The 23,921-nt window shown below is 50.0% G+C and carries 22 protein-coding genes; 7 read left to right on the forward strand and 15 right to left on the reverse strand.

What is annotated here, in order from left to right; genetic code table 11:
• Positions 1-68: 68 nt before the first annotated feature.
• Complete coding sequence (gene rnhA, locus IEX02_RS16640; RefSeq protein ID WP_188697751.1) at positions 69-533, forward strand: ribonuclease HI; 465 nt, start codon at positions 69-71, stop codon at positions 531-533.
• Here the strand turns inward: rnhA and IEX02_RS16645 are convergent.
• On the reverse strand, positions 521-1,495 hold the full coding sequence (locus tag IEX02_RS16645; RefSeq protein WP_188697754.1) for an NAD(P)H-quinone oxidoreductase: 975 nt from the start codon (positions 1,493-1,495) through the stop codon (positions 521-523). The two genes, rnhA and IEX02_RS16645, sit on opposite strands and share 13 nt — an antisense overlap.
• The gene (gene yccX, locus IEX02_RS16650) at positions 1,492-1,764 is read right to left on the reverse strand and encodes an acylphosphatase (RefSeq protein ID WP_188697757.1); all 273 of its coding nucleotides are present in this window, start codon (positions 1,762-1,764) and stop codon (positions 1,492-1,494) included. The genes IEX02_RS16645 and yccX overlap by 4 nt, the downstream gene beginning before the upstream one ends.
• A 73-nt stretch (positions 1,765-1,837) precedes the next feature.
• On the opposite strand from yccX, the gene IEX02_RS16655 reads away from it, so the two are divergent.
• A complete protein-coding gene (locus IEX02_RS16655) occupies positions 1,838-3,025 on the forward strand; it encodes a class I SAM-dependent rRNA methyltransferase (protein WP_188697761.1) in 1,188 nt (395 codons plus the stop codon).
• Between the two features lie 23 nt (positions 3,026-3,048).
• Here IEX02_RS16655 and IEX02_RS16660 read toward each other — a convergent pair whose 3' ends face one another.
• From IEX02_RS16660 to IEX02_RS16675, 4 genes are all read right to left on the reverse strand, one after another.
• On the reverse strand, positions 3,049-3,348 hold the full coding sequence (locus tag IEX02_RS16660; protein ID WP_188697764.1) for a PilZ domain-containing protein: 300 nt from the start codon (positions 3,346-3,348) through the stop codon (positions 3,049-3,051).
• Between the two features lie 93 nt (positions 3,349-3,441).
• The gene (hrpA, locus tag IEX02_RS16665) at positions 3,442-7,290 is read right to left on the reverse strand and encodes an ATP-dependent RNA helicase HrpA (RefSeq protein WP_268237436.1); all 3,849 of its coding nucleotides are present in this window, start codon (positions 7,288-7,290) and stop codon (positions 3,442-3,444) included.
• A gap of 79 nt (positions 7,291-7,369) precedes the next feature.
• Positions 7,370-7,789, reverse strand: coding sequence for a CBS domain-containing protein (locus IEX02_RS16670; protein ID WP_188697765.1), 420 nt, complete (start codon positions 7,787-7,789; stop codon positions 7,370-7,372).
• A gap of 250 nt (positions 7,790-8,039) precedes the next feature.
• Entirely contained in the window at positions 8,040-9,056 is a 1,017-nt protein-coding gene (locus tag IEX02_RS16675) for an isoaspartyl peptidase/L-asparaginase family protein (protein ID WP_188697768.1), read from the reverse strand.
• Between the two features lie 209 nt (positions 9,057-9,265).
• Between IEX02_RS16675 and sbcB the strand changes: the two genes are divergently transcribed.
• Together sbcB and IEX02_RS16685 are read left to right on the forward strand one after the other, a co-directional pair.
• Positions 9,266-10,696: an exodeoxyribonuclease I gene (sbcB, locus tag IEX02_RS16680; RefSeq protein ID WP_188697772.1), complete on the forward strand. Its 1,431-nt coding sequence runs from the start codon at positions 9,266-9,268 to the stop codon at positions 10,694-10,696.
• Between the two features lie 89 nt (positions 10,697-10,785).
• Positions 10,786-12,441 carry a flagellar assembly protein A gene (locus IEX02_RS16685; RefSeq protein WP_188697775.1) on the forward strand — a complete coding sequence of 552 codons (1,656 nt, stop codon included), beginning with the start codon at positions 10,786-10,788 and terminating at the stop codon, positions 12,439-12,441.
• A gap of 10 nt (positions 12,442-12,451) precedes the next feature.
• On the opposite strand, the gene IEX02_RS16690 is transcribed toward IEX02_RS16685, so the two are convergent.
• Entirely contained in the window at positions 12,452-13,315 is an 864-nt protein-coding gene (locus tag IEX02_RS16690) for an NAD(P)-dependent oxidoreductase (protein ID WP_188697779.1), read from the reverse strand.
• Positions 13,316-13,423: 108 nt separating this feature from the next.
• On the opposite strand from IEX02_RS16690, the gene IEX02_RS16695 reads away from it, so the two are divergent.
• Positions 13,424-13,933 carry a glutathione peroxidase gene (locus IEX02_RS16695; protein ID WP_188697783.1) on the forward strand — a complete coding sequence of 170 codons (510 nt, stop codon included), beginning with the start codon at positions 13,424-13,426 and terminating at the stop codon, positions 13,931-13,933.
• Positions 13,930-14,916, forward strand: coding sequence for a 2-hydroxyacid dehydrogenase (locus IEX02_RS16700; RefSeq protein ID WP_188697785.1), 987 nt, complete (start codon positions 13,930-13,932; stop codon positions 14,914-14,916). The genes IEX02_RS16695 and IEX02_RS16700 overlap by 4 nt, the downstream gene beginning before the upstream one ends.
• On the opposite strand, the gene IEX02_RS16705 is transcribed toward IEX02_RS16700, so the two are convergent.
• Both IEX02_RS16705 and IEX02_RS16710 read right to left on the reverse strand, forming a co-directional pair.
• A complete protein-coding gene (locus IEX02_RS16705; protein ID WP_188697788.1) occupies positions 14,900-15,664 on the reverse strand; it encodes a methyltransferase domain-containing protein in 765 nt (254 codons plus the stop codon). The two genes, IEX02_RS16700 and IEX02_RS16705, sit on opposite strands and share 17 nt — an antisense overlap.
• Positions 15,665-15,675: 11 nt before the next feature.
• Positions 15,676-16,428 (reverse strand): Nif3-like dinuclear metal center hexameric protein, encoded by a 753-nt coding sequence (locus IEX02_RS16710; RefSeq protein ID WP_188697960.1) that lies wholly within the window; start codon positions 16,426-16,428, stop codon positions 15,676-15,678.
• Positions 16,429-16,562: 134 nt separating this feature from the next.
• Here IEX02_RS16710 and IEX02_RS16715 point away from each other — a divergent pair, with 134 nt between their 5' ends.
• On the forward strand, positions 16,563-16,913 hold the full coding sequence (locus IEX02_RS16715; RefSeq protein ID WP_188697790.1) for a hypothetical protein: 351 nt from the start codon (positions 16,563-16,565) through the stop codon (positions 16,911-16,913).
• Positions 16,914-16,973: 60 nt separating this feature from the next.
• Here the strand turns inward: IEX02_RS16715 and phrB are convergent, their stop codons facing one another.
• The 6 genes from phrB to pheS all read right to left on the reverse strand — a co-directional run bounded on the left by phrB (position 16,974) and on the right by pheS (position 23,586).
• The gene (phrB, locus tag IEX02_RS16720) at positions 16,974-18,410 is read right to left on the reverse strand and encodes a deoxyribodipyrimidine photo-lyase (protein ID WP_188697795.1); all 1,437 of its coding nucleotides are present in this window, start codon (positions 18,408-18,410) and stop codon (positions 16,974-16,976) included.
• A 3-nt stretch (positions 18,411-18,413) separates the two neighbouring features.
• Positions 18,414-19,346 carry a YbgA family protein gene (locus tag IEX02_RS16725; protein ID WP_229702263.1) on the reverse strand — a complete coding sequence of 311 codons (933 nt, stop codon included), beginning with the start codon at positions 19,344-19,346 and terminating at the stop codon, positions 18,414-18,416.
• A gap of 60 nt (positions 19,347-19,406) precedes the next feature.
• Positions 19,407-19,640, reverse strand: a complete 234-nt coding sequence (locus IEX02_RS16730) for a DUF3912 family protein (RefSeq protein ID WP_188697801.1) — start codon at positions 19,638-19,640, stop codon at positions 19,407-19,409.
• A 262-nt stretch (positions 19,641-19,902) separates the two neighbouring features.
• Positions 19,903-20,199, reverse strand: coding sequence for an integration host factor subunit alpha (locus tag IEX02_RS16735; RefSeq protein WP_188697804.1), 297 nt, complete (start codon positions 20,197-20,199; stop codon positions 19,903-19,905).
• Between the two features lie 4 nt (positions 20,200-20,203).
• The gene (gene pheT / locus IEX02_RS16740; protein ID WP_188697807.1) at positions 20,204-22,591 is read right to left on the reverse strand and encodes a phenylalanine--tRNA ligase subunit beta; all 2,388 of its coding nucleotides are present in this window, start codon (positions 22,589-22,591) and stop codon (positions 20,204-20,206) included.
• A gap of 14 nt (positions 22,592-22,605) precedes the next feature.
• Entirely contained in the window at positions 22,606-23,586 is a 981-nt protein-coding gene (gene pheS, locus IEX02_RS16745; RefSeq protein ID WP_188697808.1) for a phenylalanine--tRNA ligase subunit alpha, read from the reverse strand.
• Positions 23,587-23,921 lie beyond the last annotated feature (335 nt).

Below are 23,921 nucleotides of genomic sequence, written 5' to 3' on the forward strand. Positions count from 1 at the left end.
CCCTTTTGCCCTGTCGCGGCAAATACAACCTTTGAGTATTTCTTAATAACTCAGGGTGAGTGGAAGTCATGAAGAAAGTACAGATTTTTACCGATGGTTCCTGCCTGGGTAACCCAGGACCTGGCGGCTATGGCGTCGTCATGCGCTATGGCAAACATAACAAAGAACTGAGCCAGGGCTTTGTGCAAACCACCAACAACCGCATGGAAATGCTGGCGGCCATTGCTGCCCTGCGTATTCTCAAGGAAAGTTGTGAAATTGATCTGACCACAGACAGTCAGTATCTGCGTCAGGGCATTATGCAATGGATCAAAAACTGGAAGAAAAACGGCTGGCGCACCTCAGACAAAAAACCGGTGAAGAATGTCGATCTTTGGCAGGAACTGGATAGCCTGGTCAGTAAACACAAAGTGCATTGGCATTGGGTAAAAGGTCACGCAGGTCATCCCGAAAATGAGCGCTGCGATGAATTGGCCCGTACCGCAGCACAAGGCCAAAACCTGCAACCAGATAAGGGCTTTCAATCCCAATAACAGACCAGTTTGCCCATGCTTTGGTTTTGCTCTAAGCGCTGGTGTGCCTGAGCTATCTCACTGGCGGAAAACGTGCTGTCGACACAGACATTCAGACGCCGCTCAGCAAGGGCCTGGGCAAACTGCTCGGTGAAGCCCCGAATTAACTGACTCTTATATTCGTCACTGCGATTTCGCAACGTAGAGGCCATCAGGGTGGCGCGTTTTGCCAACATCATGGCCATATCAAACTTCTCAACATAGCGGCCACCCAGCATGGCTAGCTGAACGATTCGACCATCCATATTCAGCGATCTTACATTGGCATTGAGATAATCCCCCCCGACTACATCTACAATTAAGTCCACCCCAGACCAATGGGATTTGATTTGTTCGGCAAACGACGCTTGCTTGTAGTTAATCAGTAACTCAGCACCAAGCTGCTGACAGAATGCCAACTTTTCATCACTGGATGCCGTCACCGCCACCTTAGCGCCAATCAAATGCGCCAATTGAATAGCAGCAGACCCCACGCCACTGGCGCCAGCATGCAGCAGTACTTTTTGCTCTGCTTTGAGCTGCCCCAGCGCAAACAATGCCTGATAGGCAGTTAAATAGACTTCCGCGCAACCTGCCGCTTCGGTCATGGTCATGGTTTCTGGCACGGCCATCAGATGCTCAGCATTGACCGCCACATATTGTGCATAGCCGCCCCCGGCAACCAAACCAAACACCCGTTGTCCCACTTGCCAGGTACTGACATTACTCGCCACATCAACCACTTCACCAGCCACTTCCAACCCCATAATCGGGCTTTCCCCAGGTGGAGGCGGATACTTACCCTGCCTTTGCAAGGTATCGGCCCGGTTAAGGCCAAAGGCTGCAACTTTAACCAGAACCTGCCCTACGCCCACGTCAGGCAAAGGCGCCTGCTCCAGGATAAGTTGTTGATCCGGTGTCTGGTGCTGAATCTGTAACATCATAAAATCTCAAAACCACAAAAAGATTGATAGTCGCGCACAATACTGTCAGAAAATACCACCTGACTGCCCGGAGGCCCCTGGCGCACATAAGTTATTAGCTGGCAAAGAGCAGCTTCGTCGCCACAGGCGACGACTTCCACCGCCCCATCGGATAAGTTCTTGGCATAGCCAGTCAGTCCAAGCTGCAACGCCTGCTGTTGAGTATGTTTACGGAAGAATACCCCCTGCACACGCCCCTCTACGCGGATTTTTACGCATTGCTTCGCCAAGTGCTGATTCCTTCTGTACAATGCCGACAATTTGGCGGAAACGCCCGCCACAGCTGAATTTACGGACTATGCTATGTCATCCACTCTGATTTTGCATCCCGAACGGGAGAAATCCCTGCTTCGTCGCCACCCCTGGATTTTTGCCAGTGCTATTAAGTCACAAAAAGGCCGTATGCGCCCCGGTGATACGGTAGACGTGCTCAGCCACGAAGGTAAATGGCTGGCCAGAGCGGCCTGGTCACCCCAGTCACAAATACAAGCCAGAGTGTGGACCTTTGAACAAACCGAAGTGGTCGACAATGGCTTTTTCCTGCGTCGCATAGAGACTGCTCTGCAAGGCCGTCAGGAGCTGATTGCTCGTCAGGGATTAACCGGCTACCGCCTGGTAGCCGCCGAATCTGACGGCTTACCTGGGGTCACTATCGATAAGTACGACAATGTGCTGGTTTGCCAACTGCTCAGTGCTGGCGCTGATAAGCACAGAGACAAAATTGTCTGGGCACTGCAAAAGTGCTTCCCCGACTGTGCCATTTTAGAGCGTTCAGATGTGGCGGTACGGCAAAAAGAAGGGCTTGAGCCGCTGGTTCAGGTGCTGCATGGTGAGGTACCAGAGGAAGTGGTCATCGAAGAAAATGGTGTCAAGATCCTGGTTAATCCAATGACCGGCCATAAAACCGGTTTCTATCTGGATCAACGTGATAACCGAGCCATTGCCGGGCGTTACGCTGAGAATAAAGACGTACTTAACTGCTTCTGCTACACCGGTACTTTTGGTAGCTACGCCCTGGCAGCGGGTGCCAAACATGTTACCAATTTGGATGTCTCCGAGCCTGCCCTAGCCATTGCCAAACGTAACGTTGAGATCAATGGCCTGGATCTGTCCCGTTGTGATTTTATCCAGGTTGATGTGTTCCAGGCCCTGCGCGATTATGTACAACAAGGTCGCCAGTTCGATCAGATTATCCTTGATCCACCCAAGTTTGTAGACAGCAAAGCCACCTTAAACCGAGCTTGTCGGGGATATAAAGACATCAATTTACATGCTATGCAACTTTTGCGGCCCGGCGGTATTCTCTGTACCTTTTCTTGTTCAGGCCTGATGCCGACAGACTTGTTCCACAAGGTTGTTGCAGATGCAGCCTTGGATGCGGGCAGACAAGTTCAGTTTCTGGAAAGACTAGGCCAGGCAGCCGATCATCCTGTGGCCAGTAGTTATCCGGAAGGGTTTTATCTGAAAGGCTTAGTATGCAGGGTGATATAAGGGCTGCCATACAGCCCTTATCATTAACTCATCTCGATAATTTCAACGCCAACCATGTAGCTACTGTCAGAGCCACCTGTACACCGCACGACTTTAGCCTTGGCATTCAGTGACGGGATCTGGCTGTTGCTGGATTCCAACACGGCCTGAACCACAGTACCAGGTTCAATGGACTCCTCCACCTCAAATGACATGCCGGTAGCACTGAGGTCCTTGCAAATTGCGGATAGCGTACGACTGGATTCATCGTCCGTTATTCTCAATTCACAGGCAGTGTTGACCATCATGCGAAAGAAATCACGCTTATCGTCATAGCCCAGCATTACCATCCCCTCAAAATTTACCAAAATACAACAATTCTTTATATTGTGCCGTTGCTGGCTTGTCAATCATGTCGACATAGGTGAGCAACAAAACTATAGCTTATCCAGATGATTCAGGATGCGCTTTTCTGAGATCGGATACGCCGTTCCCAACTGCTGAGCAAAAAAGGATACCCGTAGTTCTTGAATCATCCATTTCACAGCCAGCAATTCTTCGTTAATCGGTTGGCCCCTGGGGACCTTGTTCAGTTTGTTTTTCCACTGGTCGACAACCTTGGAGACGATAAGTTGATGCTGGCGATCTTTGCCAGGATCGATGGGCAGTTTCTCCAATCGTTTGGCAATCGCCATTAAATAACGATTCCAATCGTCCAAACGCCCCGTACCTATATCGGTAACAAAACCGGGGTAAACCAACTCGTCCAGATTAGCCTTAATATCCCCAACGGCATTGATCATGGTCAAAGGGACATTACCTTTTAATTTTTTATGGATCTCATGGGCCAGAGTCAGGCCTTTTTCCACCTTAATGGCAATAGCCAGCATCCTATCATTTAAGTCCGCACGAATCAGGTCATGCAATTGCTGATATTGCTGCTGTGTACGAACCGACTCTGGATTGTCGCCAACCAATTGATCAATGGCGGCGCTGATACAATCATCAATCAGGGCTTTGATCTGACCAAAGGGGTTGAAGTACAAACCTAGCTTGGCCTTGTTCGGTAATTTGTCCTGCAAATACTTGATGGGGGACGGTAGATTCAACAACAATAACCTGCGCAGTCCCTGCCGGTGTGCATCTGCGGCTAAGTGCGGCTGATCAAAGAGCTTAATGGCCACACTTTTGTTGTTATCCACCAGGGCCGGATAGGCTTTCACCTGGTAGCTGGCTTGTTTGTTAACAAATACATCTGCCAACTGACCGAAATTCCATTGCGTCAGGTCTTGCTGCTCCACATCAGGGGTAGCGGCTTTTTGCAGGGTCTTTTCTAACTTACCCTGCAGCTTATGCTGCAGCTCGGTCAAATCACGTCCCTGAGCTAATAATTTGCCCTGGGTGTCCAGCACCTTAAAGTTCATCTTTAAGTGCGCAGGTAGCTCTTCAAGCTGCCATTCCTCTTCCCCGACTTCAACCCCTGTCATTTTGCGTAACTTCTGGGTAAGCGCCTGTAAAAACGGTATGTCCTGCTGATGCAAGTCCGCCACACAGGCCCTTGCATAATCAGGGGCCGGCACAAAATTACGTCGTAAACGCTTGGGTAAAGACTTAATCAGGTTTACCACCAGTTCTTCCCGCAGTCCCGGTACCAACCAGTCAAAGCCGGTAGGCTGAATCTGGTTAAGCAAAGGCAGCGGAATCATCAGGCTAACGCCATCGTCGACCTCTTTAGGTTCAAAATGATAATCCAATGCCAGACTCAGATTGCCCTGATGCCAGCGGGTTGGATAATCCAGTTCGCTAACATGGCTGGCGCCCTGTCGCATTAATTGCTCAATATCAAAATTCAGCAGCGACTTGTCCTGCTGCTTGTTCCACCACTTGCGAAAATCAGCTTCGGTACAAATTGGCTCAGGAATATGTTGTTGGTAGAAAGCGACCAGGTCTTCTTCATCCACCAGAATATCGCGGCGACGGGACTTAGCTTCCAAGTCTTCAATCTGCTCCACCAGCGCCTGATTGTGTTTGAGAAAGGCGAAATCCAGCTTTGTCTCTAAGTTTACCAAGGCTTCGCGGATAAACAGCTCCCGACAGACTTTAGGGTCAATCTTGCTGTAATTCACCCGCCGCTCACGCACGATATCAAGACCAAACAGGCTGATACGCAAGGTCGCCAGCACCGCCCCCTGTTTCTTCGACCAATAAGGCTCACTGTGGTGGTGCTTGGCTAAATGGGTGGACAAAGGTTCAAGCCAGGTGGGATCAATTTTGGCCACATCCCGGGCAAACAGCCTCGAGGTTTCCACCAGCTCGGCAGCCATCAGCCATTTGGGGGTAGATTTAGCTACCCCAGAACCTGGGAAAATCATAAAGCGGCTGTTTCTGGCTCCTAAATACTCTTTTTCTTTGTCTTTAAAACCGATATGCGACAGCAGACCACTGGCAATAGCTTGGTGAATCGCCTCATACTCTGCAGGCTGACTGTTAAGACGGAACCCAAGATCCACAATGGCTTGTTTAAGCTGACTGACAATATCCTGCCACTCGCGCATGCGCAGATAATTAAGGAAATGATCCCGACACCACTTACGCAGCTGGTTATTGGTCAGTTGTTTTTGCTGCTCGCGAAAGGTTTGCCAAAGCTGATGGTAGGACAAAAAGTCCGACTCTTTATTCTGAAATAAACTATGTGCCTGGTCTGCCGCCTGCCGCTTATCTTGGGGCCGTTCTCTGGGATCCTGAATACTCAAGGCGGCAGCAATCACCATAACTTCCTGTAAGGCGCTATTCTTCGCCGCTTCCACCAGCATGCGGGCATAACGAGGGTCGACAGGTAACCTGGCAATTTGTCTGCCAGTTTGTGTTAACCGTGCACGCTCTGCCCCCCGCGCCTCATTGATGGCACCGAGTTCTTGCAACAGCCTGAAGCCGTCATTGACATTACGCGAATCAGGGGCCTGTACAAAAGGAAAGGCGTCGATATTGCCCAGTCCCAATGCCAACATTTGCAAAATTACCGATGCCAGATTAGTACGCAGAATTTCCGGGTCGGTAAATTCCGCTCGCCCCAGATAATCTTGCTCACTGTATAACCTTATACATATCCCTTCGCTGACCCGTCCACAACGCCCCGCACGCTGATTAGCCGAGGCTTGGGAAATGGCTTCAATAGGTAGACGCTGTACTTTGCTTCGCGCGCTGTAACGGGATAAACGGGCAAAGCCAGGGTCAATCACATACTTAATACCTGGCACCGTCAGCGAGGTTTCCGCCACGTTAGTGGCCAGTACAATGCGCCTGCCTCCATGGGGGGCAAAAATACGGTTTTGCTCAGCAGCCGATAAACGGGCATACAAAGGCAATACTTCAGTGGCTCTTAGCTGTGCTTTTTGCAGCGCATCGGCAGTGTCGCGAATCTCACGTTCACCACTTAAGAAAACCAGTATGTCGCCGTGGCTTTCCCGGCCCAGCTCATTCACTGCATCAAGAATACCTTGAATCTGGTCGCGGTCATCCTCCCCCTCGTCCAAAGGACGGTATCGAATTTCTACCGGGTATGTGCGGCCACTAACCTGAATAACAGGCGCATCGTTAAAATGACGTGAGAAACGCTCTGGATCTATGGTGGCACTGGTGATTATCAGCTTCAGGTCCGGGCGTTTGGGGAGCAACTGCTTTAGGTAGCCTAAGATAAAATCAATATTCAGACTACGCTCATGGGCTTCGTCAATAATGATAGTGTCATATTGGTTGAGAAACCGATCTTGCTGAATTTCAGCCAGCAGAATTCCGTCTGTCATCAGCTTTACATAAGTATGCTCACTGACTTGATCGGTAAACCGCACCTTGTAGCCAACCGCTTGCCCCATCTGGGTATGAAGCTCTTCGGCTATCCGGTTGGCCACGCTGCGGGCAGCTAGTCGTCTGGGTTGCGTATGACCAATCAACCCTCGCACACCCCGCCCCAGTTCCAGGCATATTTTAGGTAACTGCGTGGTTTTACCCGAACCGGTTTCACCGGCCACAATCACCACTTGGTGTTCGCTGATGGCCTTAGCAATCTCTTCTCTATGTTCGCTGACCGGTAAGTCAGGATACTCAATCTCTGGTAAGCCATCGCGGCGCATCTGACACTGATTCACCGATTGGTTTACCTGTTCGGTTAGCTCAGCGAACGCCGGGGACTGGGTATCACCACGTAGATTCTGCAAGCGACGCATAAAACGATGCCTGTCGATTTGCATACATTGATTAATCAGAGTTTTGAGATTGGCTTGAGACAAAAGTAAAAGGATCCACACATCATGTCAGATGGGCGCAGATCCTAGAAGAAGGGCGTCAGGATTGCCAGATTAAAAATGTTCAAACTGCCCTTTTGTATCCAGCTTGCAACTGAACATCAATGGCATGCAATACATCGGCGCGGGTAATTGACCCCAGTAAAATGCCATCGTCGTCCACAACAGGATAGACCTTAGGCTTTTCCCCCAACATCTTTTGTGCCAGTTCAATCACCGACATATAAGGTTTGATTGACAGTACTTCGTGGCGCATCACATCGTATACCCTGGCAACTTGCTCGCGATAAAAACTGGATTCCAGCATGCGCGCCAGACAGTCTTGCTCTGAAAGAAACCCCACTAAACGTCGCTCAGCATCTATAACAGGCCCACCGGTTTGACGACTGTGAAGCAGCCTTTCAACGGCTTCTGCCACGGTCATTTGCGGCGAAAATGTCACAGGGCGACGATGCATATAATCACTGACTTGCAAGGACTCCATAAAGCCTCCCCTTTTGTTTTGGCATGCAGCGAGTCGTGACCGGCCAGTAAGGCAATATAACGATGAAAAAACTTACCCGGCCAGTAAGTTAAGCATAGACCTTGGGTTGCACTTATTCCTTCGCATAGCAGAAAATATTCTGCAAACAGACTGTATTAGCAAGCTGCCAATTGATATGGGTGGGACAGAGGAAGGGCAACACATCCTGGAAGGGTTTCCCTGATGTTGGTTGCCCGTTGCAGATAAAGAGTTACTCGGCCTCTTCTTGGAAGATGGCAACATGCACTTTACCGCTAGCATCAATGCTGGCCCTGTACATGCCTTGGGTATTGAATGGCATGCTAACCTCGCCTTGGCGGTCCACGACGATGACGCCGCCCGTGCCACCTACCGGCTTAAGCACATTGTGGACGACCGAGTGTGCCGCAACCTTGGCGGGTATCTTCAGGTACTCACTGCGGGCACAAATATCCACCGCTACGTTGAAACGGATAAAATACTCACCATGGCCGGTGGCAGACACCGCGCAACTCTTATTGTCTGCAAAGGTACCGGCACCAATCACCGGCGAGTCACCAATTCGACCGTAACGCTTAGCGGTCATGCCCCCCGTAGAAGTCGCAGCCGACAAATTCCCGCTCTTATCCAGAGCAACGGCACCAACGGTACCAAACTTATAGTCCAACATGTCGGGACGGGAGAAAGCAGTTTTATCCTGCTTCAGGGTTTCCCGGGCGCGCTCCAGTTGCTGTCGGCGTGCATCAGAGTCAAAGTAACTATTTTCTACCTTTGCTAAGCCTTGGATATCGGCAAACTCTTCCGCGCCTTTGCCACTTAGCATAACGTGTTGAGATTGCTCCATCACCGCTCTTGCCAGCGCAATCGGGCTTTTCACCGTTTTAACCCCGGCCACCGCTCCGGCAGTACGGTCTTTGCCATACATAATGGATGCATCCAGCTCATGCTCACCTTCATAGGTGTATACTGCCCCTCTGCCGGCATTGAATAACGGCGATTCTTCAAGAATTTGTACCGAGGCCACAACAGCATCCAAACTCGACGCGCCACTTTGTAGCAACGCATAACCCGCCTTAACGGCTTCTTCCAATTTGGCACGGTATTCCTGCTCGCGCTCTGGACTCAATTTCGCTTTACTGATGGTGCCTGCGCCACCGTGGATAGCGATGGCAATAGGTTGCTCATCTTGTGCAATGGCGGGAAAACTCATGGCAGTAACACTGAGTAACATGGCCAGTTTTTGTTTCATTTTGGCTTCCTGTCTTACATTTGTAGGGGGTTGTATGCATTTATTTAAAGGCTCAGCCTAACAGAAAATTCTCTTGTGGGCTGTACGGACTATCCCAACAATCGACCTTATCCGCCGTATTCCTGAGCATCCGCCCCTTCGCAGGTTGAGTTTAGCCGGATAATCTGCTGAGATTCAGGCCTGACACTTATCGCCATTGGAAGAATTGCTTGTCTGGTTCCAGCATATTTTGGCATGACTACGAAACCTGGGGTGCCAACCCACAAAAAGATCCTGCCGTTCAGTTTGCAGGTATCCGTACAGACCTAGATCTGAACCCTATTGGGAAACCGGTAAAATTATATTGCCAAATCCCCAGTGACTATCTTCCGCACCCACAAGCCTGTTTGATCACCGGCATAACGCCCCAACTCAGTTTACGAGACGGCGTTAACGAGGCGCAGTTTATCGAACGTATCCATCAGGAGTTCAGTCAGGCCAATACCTGTGTCGCCGGCTACAACAGCATTCGATTTGATGATGAAGTGACCCGTTACACCCTCTACCGAAACTTTTATGACCCCTATGCCCGGGAATGGCAGCGAGGTAACAGCCGCTGGGATATTATCGACATGGTCAGGGCTTGCTATGCATTGCGCCCTGAGGGTATTAACTGGCCGCAAAAAGAAGATGGCAGCCCCAGCTTTCGTCTTGAAGACCTGACCAAAGCCAATGACATTGCTCATGAGTCTGCCCATGATGCCATGTCAGATGTGTATGCCACCATCGCCATGGCAAAGCTGATAAAAACCCGTCAGCCCAAACTTTACGACTATCTGTTTGAGCTGAGAAATAAAAAGAATGTGCAGGCACAGTTAGATTGCTACCGTATGACCCCTGTGGTGCATGTGTCATCTAAACTCCCCGCCGCGCAGGGCTGCTGTACCTGGGTGGCTCCCATCTGCCAGCATCCGGTAAACAAGAATGCCATTGTGGTGCTTAATCTGGCTTTAGATCCCACCCCGCTGGCCCACTTAACGGTTGAGCAACTTAGGGAAAAACTCTATCAACCTTCCAGTATGCTGGAAGAGCATGAACAACGCTTGCCCATCAAGCTGATTCACTTAAATAAATGTCCGGTAATTGCCCCAGCCAAAACCCTGAGCCCGGAAAATGCCGAACGTTTAGGCATAGATCGCCAGCAGTGTCTTAAACACCTTGAACAAATCCGCGCGATTCCCAACCTCGTGCATAAACTGCAAGAATTGTTTGAGGACACTTCCCCCCAGGACGCTCAGGATGCTGACCACGCGCTATATAGCGGTGGCTTTTTATCCGACGCAGACCGGGCACGTTGTGAACAGATACGCCAAACCAGCCCCGAGCAGCTGTCGGCCCTGAGCTGGCAATTTGATGATCCGCGTTTAAAAACACTGCTGTTTAGGTATAGAGCCAGGAACTACCCTGCCACCTTGAACGCCGATGAAGTACATAAATGGCAAGAACATCGTCGTTTCCGATTATTGGACAATAGCTCGCCTTCAAGCTTACATATGGAGGAGTTTTTGCGCGAAGTGGAAAGATTAGGCCAGGAGTATCAACAAGATGGTAACAAGCTGGCAATTTTACGCGCACTGTATCAATATGCGCAGAGCATCTGACACACCAACAGAGACATGCCAGGCAAGATATGGTAAATGTTAATCAGTTGTTGTCGATAACATGACTACGAGCATAACCCGGTGGATGTATGAAGGGCATAACCCTTGTCCTGGAAGACAGTGGCAAGTTTCTAAGGTTAAACATAGATACGCAAGAGGTGGAAGGTAATCCTGACGCCAAGCAGCTCATTAACCTGATTAAGGAAAGCGAACACGGCCGCCTGTTCATTCTTGAAGATTCACTGGTTAAGCTTGCCAAAGAGCTACACAAAGCCAAAGAAAACAATAGTCATAAGCAATTGGATGAGCGGGTTGGTGAACGTCGCGACGCAGAAGTAAAATTCAAACTGCTGGACTCCGACATGGCGGCAGAGTTAAGCCTGCTCAGTGCCTATGGTGGCGCAAATCCCAATTACGCAGAGTTACTTAAGATGGCCCGCGCAGCAGACATTAAGCGCGGCTTGTCCAGAAAACGCCTCAAACAAGCGCTGCAGCAAGCCAACGCCGAACCTCCTGGCACCCATATCAAGTTAATTGTGGCCAAAGGCTTACCGATGCGTCCTGGCCATTCATCCAAAATGCTGCCGCTGGTTCCCAATGCCTTGGAACGCATCTTACGACCGCAAGAGATCAGCGTATCGCGGGTTGATATGCGCGATCTGGGAGATGTTATCTGTGTCAAAGCCGGCACCCCACTTTTACGCCGCACGCCGCCCAGTCAGGGCCGCACTGGTTTTACCGTACGCGGTGAAAACCTACAGCCTACCGCAGGCGAATGGCTGACCTTAAAGCCCGGCAGTGGCACCCTGATAAGCCCGGATGACGAAAACCTGCTTGTGGCTGAAATTGCCGGTATGCCTAAATTCAACAGCGGCGATATGTGGGTAGACGAAACCTTTATCTGCAAAGGCGTCAACGTAGGTACAGGTAACATCAACTACGACGGTGCCGTCATAGTCAACGGCGATGTTACGGAAAAGATGATAATTACCGCCTCAGGCGATGTCACTATTAACGGCTTTGTGGAGTCGGCCATTATTCAGGCCGGTGGCGATATCATTATTACTCAAGGGGCAATGGGTAAGCAGGCTGAAAACGACAAGAACGAATACAGTACTAAGTTATCTGCCCAGGGCAGCATCCACGTGCAGCATGGCCAGGGCCTGGAGATTAGCTGTAATGGCAATGTAACCGTGGGTAAACAGTTGGCCCATAGCAACATAATTTGCCGGGGCAGTGTTATCGTCGGCCCCATAGACAACCCCAATGGAAACTTATTCGGCTGTGAGATCCAATGTCAGCAGGCGGTACAGGCAGGCACCATAGGGGCGGTTTCCGGTTCAAACCTGTTTGTTGATTTCAGCGAAGGCTATAACTTTTTGCTCGAACGCATCGATGCCATGGAAGAGTTGCTTAAACATATTCAGGACAATTATATCCGCCACAAAACCCGCATTGATGTGATCAAAAAGAAACAATTACCTAATGACTTGGCCAAGAAGGTCAATATGGCCATAAAACTGTATAAAAGCGAAGAGGAACTGCTTGGCTGGCTAATGAAAAAAGTCGAGACCTTAAGAAAGTCCAAAGATGAATATCTGGATGTGATTGGTTTGCACAGCAGTAAAAAAATTCACTCAGGGGTGGTAGCAAAGCTCAACAATCGCACCTGGAAGGCCGACCGCGATTACTCTCGCGGCCGGGTACATTACTTCGAGCACCAGTGGCATTTTCAGCCAACCTGACATCCGATAATCAGCGCTTTAAACGTGCCAGTAAGCTGGAAGTATCCCAGCGATTTCCGCCCATGGCCTGCACATCAGCGTAAAATTGATCAACCAGAGCGGTTACAGGCAAGGTAACGCCCAGTTCACGGCCCTGCTGCAATGCAATAGCCAGGTCTTTGCGCATCCAGTCAACCGCAAAGCCAAACTCGTATTGATCAGCCAGCATGGTCTTGTGGCGATTTTCCATTTGCCAGGATTGTGCCGCACCTTTGCTGATAACCTCCACCACAGCTTCACAATCCAAACCAGCCTTTTGACCAAAATGCATCGCTTCAGCCAATCCCTGCACTGCACCGGCAATACAAATCTGATTCATCATTTTCGCCAACTGTCCGGTACCACTTTCGCCCAATAAACGGCAAAAACGGGCGTAACACTGCATCACAGGCTCGGCTTTCTCATAAGTATTCTGATTGCCACCAACCATGATAGTCAGTTGACCGTTTTCGGCACCGGCCTGACCGCCCGATACGGGCGCATCCAGAAAACCAATTTGTTGCGCATTACACAGAGCTTCCAATTCACGAGCTACGGTGGCAGACGCAGTGGTGTGATCAACCAGCACAGTGCCAGGCTGCATTCCAGCCAGCGCGCCCTGCTCTCCCAGAACAACGGAGCGCAGATCATCATCATTGCCCACACACACAAACACCAGTTCGGCTCCCTGGGCAGCCGCTTTGGGTGTTTCAGCCAAGGTACCCTGGTACTTCTCAACCCAATCCAACGCCTTTTGTCTGGTGCGGTTATAGACACAGACCTGATGACCGGCTTGTTGTAGATGCCCAGCCATCGGATATCCCATGACCCCTAACCCAATAAAACTGACTTTCATGAAACTGCCCTTCTTGTACTTGGCGAATAATCAAATTTGTGCTGACATTATGCCCCTACCCATAACGGGTTGTGTGTACTTTCTAAACCCCATAGGCAGGAGGCGGCAATGACAAAGTCCGTGCATGATTTTGACATGCAACGTAGTAACGGCCAAACCCAAAATCTGGCCGATTATCGCGGTAAGGTGTTGCTTATCGTGAATACCGCCAGCCAATGCGGCTTTACCAAACAATATGCAGGCCTGCAGCAACTATATCAGGCTTACTCGGCGCAAGGGCTGGAAATTCTCGCCTTTCCCTGCAACCAGTTCGGCCAGCAGGAGCCGGGCACGGATACTGAAATTCAGCAATTCTGTGAGCTAAACTTCAAGGTAAGTTTTCCGCTGTTTGCCAAAATTGATGTTAATGGTGAAAACACCGCCCCCCTTTATCGGTATCTAAAGGAGCAGGCGCCAGGGTTGTTCGGTAGTCAGCGCATCAAGTGGAATTTCACCAAGTTTCTGGTTGATCAGCATGGCAAGGTACGTAAACGTTATGCCCCAACTACCACACCTGAGGCAATCAGGGCTGATATCCAGGCCCTGCTCGCCCTTACCCCCAACAAGGAGAGTCAATGAAAGTTGCAGTGTTTAGTGCAAAGGCATACGACGAGCAATACCTCAGTCAGGCCGGAGACGATCTTGAACTGAGTTTTATCGAGTCACGTCTAAGCCAACAAACCGTCAGTCTGAGTCGGGGCTTCGATGCCGTCTGCGTGTTTGTTAACGATCAATTGGATGCCGAGGTATTAACCGCCTTGCATGCGAATGGTGTGCGCCATGTAGCCCTGCGCTGTGCGGGCTTTAATAATGTCGATTTAGACTGCGCAAAAAAACTGGGACTTGGGGTATCCAGAGTCCCGGCCTACTCCCCGGAAGCCGTGGCGGAACACACGCTGGCCTTAGTGCTGACCTTAAACCGCAAACTGCACAAAGCCTGCAACCGCATCAAAGAAGGTAACTTCTCATTGGAAGGGTTGCTGGGGTTTAACCTGCACGGAAAAACCGTTGGCATAATTGGCACAGGACGAATAGGTTTAGCCACCGCTAAGTTATTTAGCGGGTTTGGTTGCCATATTCTCTGCCATGACCCTTATCCCAGTGACGAGATTGCAGCGCTACAAGGCAAATACGTCCCCTTAGACAACCTTTTTGAGCAAGCAGATATTATAAGCTTGCACTGCCCCCTGACACCCGATACCAAGCATATGATTAACTCGCAAAGCTTGGCGAAGATGAAAGAGGGTGTGATGTTGATTAACACCTCAAGAGGTGCCTTGATTGACACGCAGGCTGTGATTCAAGCATTGAAAAGTCGCAAAATTGGCTTTCTTGGCCTGGATGTATATGAGATGGAAGGTGATTTGTTCTTCGAAGATTTGTCCGACCAAATCATTCAGGACGATGTATTTCAGCGCTTGTGCACGTTCCCTAACGTACTGATTACAGGACATCAGGGCTTTTTTACCCATGAAGCCTTAGTGCAGATTGCTCAAACCACGGTGAACAATCTGCGTTTAGCGGCCAAGGGCAAGCACGATCAGCTTACCCGCCTGGCTTAATGGCAATCAAGTGAAAATAACGGCCCAGCCAAACATAAGGATGGCTGGTGCCATATTCCAGCTCTTTGGCCTTTAGCTGCTCATAATGTGTGGTTTGTATGGACTTGTCGCGCACATAGTCATGGAAACAACGAATACCGGCTTTATGTACCACTTGCATGCCTGCCGCCTCTAAAAAACGCAGTACCTCGGCAGGGCAAACGGCCTTGTTGGGATTGAGCCTGACCCGGTTGGGGACCACAAAGTCCTTATCAATATAGTCAAAATTACCGTAGATAATATTGCTGAACAGATGAGCATCACGATTGAAAAAGCTCAACGACAACTTTCCGCCCGGAGCCAGCTTAGCAAGTAAGCCATCAATAGCATCCAAGGGCTGACTTAACCACTCTAAAACCGCATGACAGAGAATAAGATCAAAAGGTTCCTGCTCTGCCAGCGACTGCAATGGTCCACAGTGATAACTTACCTGAGGGAAATCAGCCAGCTTTTGCCTGGCAATGCTCAAGGCATCTTCTGACACATCGTTTAACAGCACCTGATGGCCCAAGGCCGCCAGCGTTTGGCTCATCACCCCGGTGCCGCCACCGGCATCCAACACCCGCATGGGGGCTGCGGACAAATGTTGAAGCAGATAATGCTCCAGTAACTCATGGCGTAGCCGCCCTTTGGTGGTACCGTAAATATTCTTCTCAAATTTCTCGGCAATGCGATCAAAACTCTGATCCTGGCTGTACTGTTTATGCATAAGAATATCCGTCAGGCGGGATTAGGTATGTCAATAAAGCTCACTGATAACCCTAGTTCCTTGGCCAGATGTTCGCCAAGCGCCTTCACGCCATAACGCTCGGTAGCATGATGGCCAGCCGCAAAAAATGCGATGCCACATTCCCTTGCCACATGAATAGTCTGCTCTGACACTTCGCCGCTGATAAAAGCATCAATCCCCTGCTCGGCAGCCATATCAATAAAGCTCTGTCCTCCCCCCGTGCACCAAGCAACGGTCTGAATAGACTTGCTTGATGCCTCCACTAACGGCGCCCGCCCCAACTTCGCTTCGATACGGCGTGCAATGGTTTGTGCGTCAAGTGGCTGAGCAAAGCGTCCGCGCATCGCGACCGACTGAGGGTTGTCGGCTTCCAGCCCACCCTCAACCTGAATATCCAGCAGCTTGGCAAGTTGAGCGTTGTTGCCAAGTTGGGCGTGAATATCCAAAGGCAAATGATAGGCCAGCAAATTGATATCATGCTTAAGCAAACTCGCCAGACGTTGTTTCTTCATACCCCGTATGGTGGCATCCTCTCCCCGCCAAAAGTATCCATGATGAACCAGTATGGCATCGGCCTGTTGCTCAATGGCCGCATCGATCAGAGCCTGACTTGCCGTCACACCAGTTACCACACGACTGATATCACTGCGTCCTTCCACCTGTAACCCGTTAGGGCAGTAGTCTTTAATACGTGATGGACTGAGCAATTGTTCAAGGTATTGGCATAGGTCTTGTCTGGAAATAGTCATGAATTGCCTGTTTTTGTTACAAAAGGGTTGAAAATTAGACATTAAAAAGCAAAGAGGGTATAACAGTGCATTCTGCTGTTTTACGTGCAGAAAAGCACGATTTTAATGTATTGGGAGAGTCCCCGAGTATGAGTAAGTTGGATAAAGACGAGATTATCGCTAAGTTCACCGAAGCCTACCAGGCCGCCCATGGTAAGGCGCCTGCCATTGAAGCAAAAGGTGGCTGGTATTCCGTCGATGGTGGTAAAAACCTGCGTCTGGCACAGCTGGAAGAAATGATCGCTGAATTGGGTGGTGCTAAAGGCAAAGCCGCTCCCGCTGCCAAGGCCGAAAAGAAAACCGCCGAAGCCAAGCCTGCTGCGAAGAAAGCTGCGGCCCCTAAGCCTAAGAGCAAAGCTAAGCAATCTTCATTTTCAGTGAAAGCCTACTGGGCTGAGCAACTGGCTGCCAAAGATAATCTGTGTCGCGAGCCGCGCTAACCGCGCAGTATTAAGGTGACAATGAAAAGCGACCCAAAGGTCGCTTTTTTTATGCCTGGGTTATTCAGCCATACTCTGGCTTTCTAAAAACTGGCTAAACCTCTCTTTGGTCGCAGCAACAGCCTGTTTATGCTCAACAACAGGTAATGGATAATCCAACGCCCTGGCGCCTGGCCACTTCTGCGGCTCATGCAGATACTTGCGCGGTACCGCCTTTAATTCCGGCACCCACTGCAGCAAGAACTCACCTTCAGGATCGTAACGCTGCCCCTGGGCCGCCGGGTTAAAGATTCGAAAATAAGGAGCGGCATCAGTTCCCACAGATGCACTCCACTGCCAACCGCCGTTGTTAGAAGCAAAATCACCATCAATGAGCTTTTGCATAAAATAGTCTTCCCCCCACCGCCAGGGAAGTAACAGGTGTTTGCATAAAAAACTGGCCACTATCATACGCAGTCGATTGTGCATCCAGCCAGTCGCGTTCAAACAACGCATTGCCGCATCAACAATAGGGTAACCAGTTTGCCCATTACACCAGGCGTCAAACAACTGCTTGTCATTGTGCCAATGGAAGTGGTCATACTTTTGATTAAAACAGCGATAACGGCACACATGCGGAAAATGAAACATAACGTAGCGGTAGAAATCCCGCCAGGCCAGTTCACGCAACCAGACAAATGCCCCGCCCTGCCCTTCAAGCAATTCTGGACCATGCTGGACCAGCATCTGATAGGTTAATTGTGCAGGGGATACCGCCCCAATACTCAAGTAGGGAGATACCCCACTGGTTCCCTGCTGAGCCGGAAAATCTCTTAGCTCGGCATACTGGTCAACATGTTGGCTAAGGAAACTTTGTATCTGGCTGACAATATCCTGCTCGCGACAAGGCCAACCCCCGCTGCTTTTATCTAACCAGCGACGCAATGTTTCATGGTCCTTATCCAGCGAGTTAGTCAAGCAGAGGCTGTCAGCGGGCGCATGCCAGGCTTTAGGTATCGGCAGACTGGCTTTAAGTTGGTCTAGCCACTGATGAAAATAAGGGGTAAAAACCTTGTACGGCGCGCCTTGCTTATTGAACAAGCGATCTGGCCGTACCATGCAGGTATCATGAAAAAAGCCGACCTTAACATTCTGAGCACCCAGGAGTTCTTTTACCTCATGATCCCGTTTGCGTTCATCCAATTCATACTCAGCGTTAAAGTACAAATGTGTAATACTGTGCTGACTACACAACTGCTTTAACGCGCCGGGAATAGCATTAAAGTCTTCCACCTCGATCAGATTTAAGGACAGTCCGCGCTCGGCTAACTCTTCCCGCAAAGCCAAAAGCCTTCGCATCAGCAAATCGAGTTTAATGGGGGCCAGCCCGTAATGTTGCCACTGACCGGGCGTGACAAAATAAACCGCGCTGACGTGCTCATGATTCTCTGTGGCATAAGTTAACGGACTATGCCAGACCGTGCGCAGATCGCTGCGCAGCCAAACCAAAGCAGTCAAAGATCAGGCCCTCAATCCTAGTTCCTGTGGGTAGGGGTCAAAATAAGATTGTTGTGCCAGATACGCATTAGGAAAATGCCGTAAATGGTGTTTCAGCAGAGTCACAGGCGCCAACAGCGGAACCCGTCCCAGTCGATAATCGTCAATCTGTTGACTCAATTCCCGCTTGTCGGCCGGCATCAAATCACGTTTAAAATAGCCCTGCATATGCATCAGCACGTTAGTGTGTTTGCGCCTGTTGGTGGGCTTGGATAATGCTTGCATCATCAAAGCCAGATATTCCTGGGCGATGGTATGTTCCTGCCCTTTGGCCTGGGCAACCAATCGCCCCAAAGCACGGTACAAAACGGGGCTGTACGCCATCACAAGCAACTTATGACGACTGTGAAACTTGACCAGCGCATGCACACTGAGGGACGCCATCACCTTATGTCTGAATTCGTGATAAACAAACACCCTGGTGATGAAACTTTCTCGCAAGCCGACATCGTTAAGTCGCCCGTCCTCTTCAACAGGTAGATGAGGAAAATGTGTCTTCAACAATTGGGTAAAAAGACCTTGCCCAGCACGGTGTAACAACTGCCCTTCACTGTCGTACACTTTGATGCGCTCCATACCACAGCTTGGGCTTTTTGCCGCCACGACGTAACCATCAAGCTGCTCTAATATGGGTAGTTGGCGCGCAAAGAACTGTTGCATTGCTTCGGTATGATCTAATAAGCCATTGCGTGAATCCGTCAGGTGAACCCCGTCAGACATTTCTCTTAAGTGAATAGTTGGACGTGGTACTGGCATGCCAATACCCAGCTCCGGACATATGGGCTGGTAAGTCACATGGGGTTGTAACTGCTGGGTAACAAAAGAAGACTGTTTATGACCGCCGTCATAACGCACTTTGTCACCCATTACGCAGGCGCTAACGCCAATTTTGGGCATGCTCATTCTCGGTAGTTGGTATATTGATAGCTTAAACTACGAGAAATCAGGCAGCCAGGATCACTTGGCGCGCTTTTTTCTGTTGCTACGCCTGCCTGCGATCACGTCATCACGGCGCACCACAATCAGTTCGGCACCGAGCTCTTGCTGTCCCACCTGATAGGTATCTTCAGTCATTTTTCTAAGTACTTTGGCAGTCCGTCCCTGATATGGTCCACGCTTGATGTAGACACAACGGCCCAACAAACTGGCGGGGGCAGACGGAAAATCGGGATAAGCTTTAACAACAGGCATGCGAACCTCAAACAAAATCACTATTCAAAACCAAGGCCAGAGGTAAACAACGGCCCATAGGTTAATCAGGTCAAATTGCAATTCGCATTTGTCTGAACATGCTCAAACAAAAAGGAGTGGCTGCATTGGCAGGAATTTTAGTGGAAAACGGTAAAAACGATAGTACTGCTGTGTATAAAAACCCGCAGCCCGGTATAAAGCAAAATACGCTGCAGAACAGAAAAACAACAAGGCGCACATATTGTGCGCCTTGCGGTACTGGTTAAGCTTGAGGTTCGGAGTTTTCCACCCGGCTCTTAAGCTTTTGACCGGGCCTGAATGTCACTACCCTTCGTGCCTTGATGGGAATGTCTTCACCGGTTTTGGGATTACGCCCAGGACGCTCATTTTTCTGGCGAAGGTCAAAGTTGCCGAATCCAGACAGTTTTACCTGTTCTCCAGATTCTAAAGCTTCCCTGACTTCCTCAAAAAAGGATTCAACCAGGTCTTTAGCGTCACGTTTATTCATGCCCAGCTTTTCGAACAAATGTTCAGCCATATCGGCTTTCGTCAGCGCCATAAACTCAATCCCTCAGAGATGCCTCAAATTGCTCTGACAACGCGGCCAGAATTCGCTCTACCACAGCTTGAATCTCATGCTCTTCAAGGGTTCTCGCTGGGTCCTGCAGTGTCAAGGAAATCGCCAGGCTCTTATGCCCCTCAGCAATGCCCTTTCCTCTGTAAAGGTCAAACAAGTTTAGGCCAACTAGCTGATTTCCACCAAATTTTTCTATGCAAGCAAGTATGTCAGCGACAGTATGGCTGTCCTTGACCAGCAATGCAATATCCCTGCGGTTTGCCGGATAGCGTGAAATCTCTTTAGCCTGGGGGATTCGCCGTTCGCTGAGAGCATCCAATTCCAGCTCAAACACATAGGTGCGGCCGTTGAGTTTCAGCTCTTTTTCAAACTGTGGATGTACAGCGCCCAGCAGGCCAACTTGCTTACCATTGCGGTACAACGCCGCGGCTTGTCCGGGGTGCAAGGCACTGTGTTCAACCGCTTTAAAGCTGAATTCATCCACCGCAGCCGTAGTGGCAATCAGGGCTTCAACCGCCGCTTTAATATCAAAGAAATCCACCGCGGCAGTGGTCATATCCCAATGTTCGGTCTGACGAACGCCCGCCAAGACCCCACCGATGACCGCTTGCTGAGAAACGCCAGCCGCTTCATTGGCGTCGGGCAAAAAGCGCAGACCGGTCTCAAACAAGGCCACCTGGCTTTGCTGACGCTTTTGGTTGTATGACACAGCTTGTAACAAACCCGGCCATAAACTTAAGCGCATGGACGACATGTCCACCGAAATCGGATGTGGCAATTCCAGTGCATCCAAAGTTGGGTACAAGCTTTTCTGAACCTTAGGATCAACAAAGGAATAGGTAATGGCCTCTTGGAAACCCAAACTCACCAAACGTTGCTTCATCAACATCAATGGCGTGATACGCTCCTGATGCTTAGACATTTGCAAGCTGGCACTGGGAGCCGCTGGCGGAATATTGTGATAGCCGTATACCCTGGCGACTTCTTCAATCAGATCTTCGGCAATGGCAATATCAAAGCGGTAACTGGGTACATCCACTGTCCAGCTATCCTGTCCGGTTTGTACATTTAAACCCAGACGCTGGAATATATCGGTCACTTTATCGGTATCAATCTGAATGCCGATCAATCTGTCCAGATTGGCGCGCTTAAGTGTTACCTGGCGCTCAGCAGGCAAGTCCGCTTCACTCACGGCCTCAACAACAGGGCCCGGTTGGCCACCCACAATGTCCAGCAACAGCGCCGTAGCGCGCTCCATAGCATCCCGCTGCAGTTTGGGGTCTACGCCACGCTCATAACGGTGTGATGCATCGGTGTGTAACCCATACTGACGTGCCCGACCTTTAATGGCATCGGGTGAAAAGAAAGCACTTTCCAGGAAAATATGCTTGGTTTGCGCCGTTACACCAGAGTGCTCACCACCAAAAATACCTGCCATAGCAAGCGCTTTGTGCTCATCGGCTATGACCAAGGTATTGTCAGCCAGTTCAACTTCCTGACCGTCAAGCAATACCAACTTTTCTTTATCTTTAGCTAAACGAACCTGCACCTCACCTTGCAGCACATCGTTATCGAAGGCATGCATAGGATGACCAAGCTCTAGCAATACATAGTTGGTTACATCCACCACAGGATCGATGCTGCGCACACCGCTGCGACGCAGACGCTCTTTCATCCAAGTCGGTGTTTTGGCCTGCATATCGACGTTTTCAATAACCCGACCTAAATAACGAGGACAAGCTTTAGGTGCCTGCAACACAATACTGCGTTGCTGCTCGATTTGCTCTGCAACCGGCGCTATCACCACGTTGCTAACAGGCAACTCATTTAGCACCCCAACTTCCCGTGCCAAACCCTTAATACCAAGGCAGTCTGCACGGTTAGGAGTTAAATCTACCTCAATGGTGACATCGTCAAGTTGCAGGTACTCTCGGATATCCTGGCCAATAGGCGCATCCAGTGGCAACTCAATAATACCGTCGTGGTCTTCAGATAAACCAAGCTCTGAAGCGGAGCACAACATGCCATGAGAAGGCTGACCACGCAGCTTGGCTTTTTTGATTTTAAAATCGCCGGGCAGTACGGCACCCACTACGGCCACCGCGACTTTCAGACCCAAACGGCAGTTGGGCGCACCACAAACGATGTCCAGCAGCGCTTCGCCGCCCACATTCACTTTGGTGACCCGCAATTTGTCGGCGTCTGGGTGCTGGCCACATTCCACCACCTCGCCTACTACCACACCGCTGAATTCGGGGGCAACTGCTTCCACGCCATCGACTTCCAGACCAGCCATAGACAGCTGCTCAGACAATTGTTCGGTGGAAATAGCAGGGTTAACCCATTCTCTTAACCACTTTTCACTGAATTTCATGCTGCTATTTATTCCTAGTTAAACTGTTTCAAGAAACGCAGGTCGTTTTCGAAGAAAGCACGCAAGTCATTAACTTCGTAGCGGCGCATCGTCAGGCGCTCAATTCCCATACCAAAGGCAAAACCGGTATAAACCTCGGGGTCAATGTTCACTGCCCGCAATACATTAGGGTGCACCATGCCACAACCCAGTACTTCCAACCATTTGCCACTACTGGTTCTGACATCCATTTCTGCAGATGGCTCAGTGAAGGGGAAGTAAGACGGACGGAAGCGAACTTCCAGATCCTCTTCAAAGAAGTTACGCACAAAGTCACTGAGAATGCCTTTGAGGTCGGCAAAACTGACGTTCTTGTCCACCATCAGGCCTTCCACCTGGTGGAACATCGGGGTATGAGTCTGATCGTAGTCATTACGATAAACACGCCCTGGTGAAATAATCCGAATCGGTGGCTTTTGCGCTTCCATGGTGCGAATCTGCACACCGGAGGTTTGTGTACGCAACATCAGATTAGGATTGAAATAAAACGTATCATGGTTAGCCCTGGCAGGATGATCTGCCGGAATATTCAGGGCATCAAAGTTATGAAATGCGTCTTCGATTTCGGGACCATGCTTCACCGAAAAACCCAGTTCAGCAAAGAAACTCTCAATCCGCTCGATAGTGCGGCTGACAGGGTGCAAGCCACCAGTGGCTTTGCCACGTCCCGGTAACGTGACATCCACACTTTCCTGTGCCAGTTTGGCATCCAGTTCCTGACGACGCAGCAACTCAGAACGAGCGTGAATCAATTGCTGAATCCCTTGCTTGGCTTTGTTGATCTGCTCACCGGCGGCGGGACGCTCCTCGGCGGACAGTTTCCCCAACCCCTTTAGCAGCTCAGTCAGCTTGCCTTTTTTGCCAAGGAATTCGACCCTGACCTTATCCAACTCGACCATATCGGTGGCGTTGGCCACCAATTCTGCGGCCTCTTTGCTTATGGCTTCAAGATCCATGTTTTCCTCAATTTCAATGCATCTGGCTACGCGCGGCCTCAAAAACGCCGCGCACAAAGAATAAACGCGCAATTCTACACGAAAGTACGTTTTTCCTGCTAGGTAAATGCACAAAAAAGAGCTAAAAATAAGAGGCTTAAAAGGTTCGACTGAATCGGACGGTCGCCTACGCAAAAATATTGTTAGTAAGGGGTAAATTAAGCGTAAACCTAAGTTCAACTTAGGGTTTAGGCATTTCGTCACATGGCCTGACCTGCCGGACTGAATTATATTATATAATCGATAACCCTATAGTCAGGGTTTGGCATGCCAGTTCTGCGTAGTTTGTATAGTTG

Origin of the sequence: Bowmanella pacifica (assembly GCF_014645355.1) — a bacterium.
GTDB lineage: Bacteria > Pseudomonadota > Gammaproteobacteria > Enterobacterales > Alteromonadaceae > Bowmanella > Bowmanella pacifica.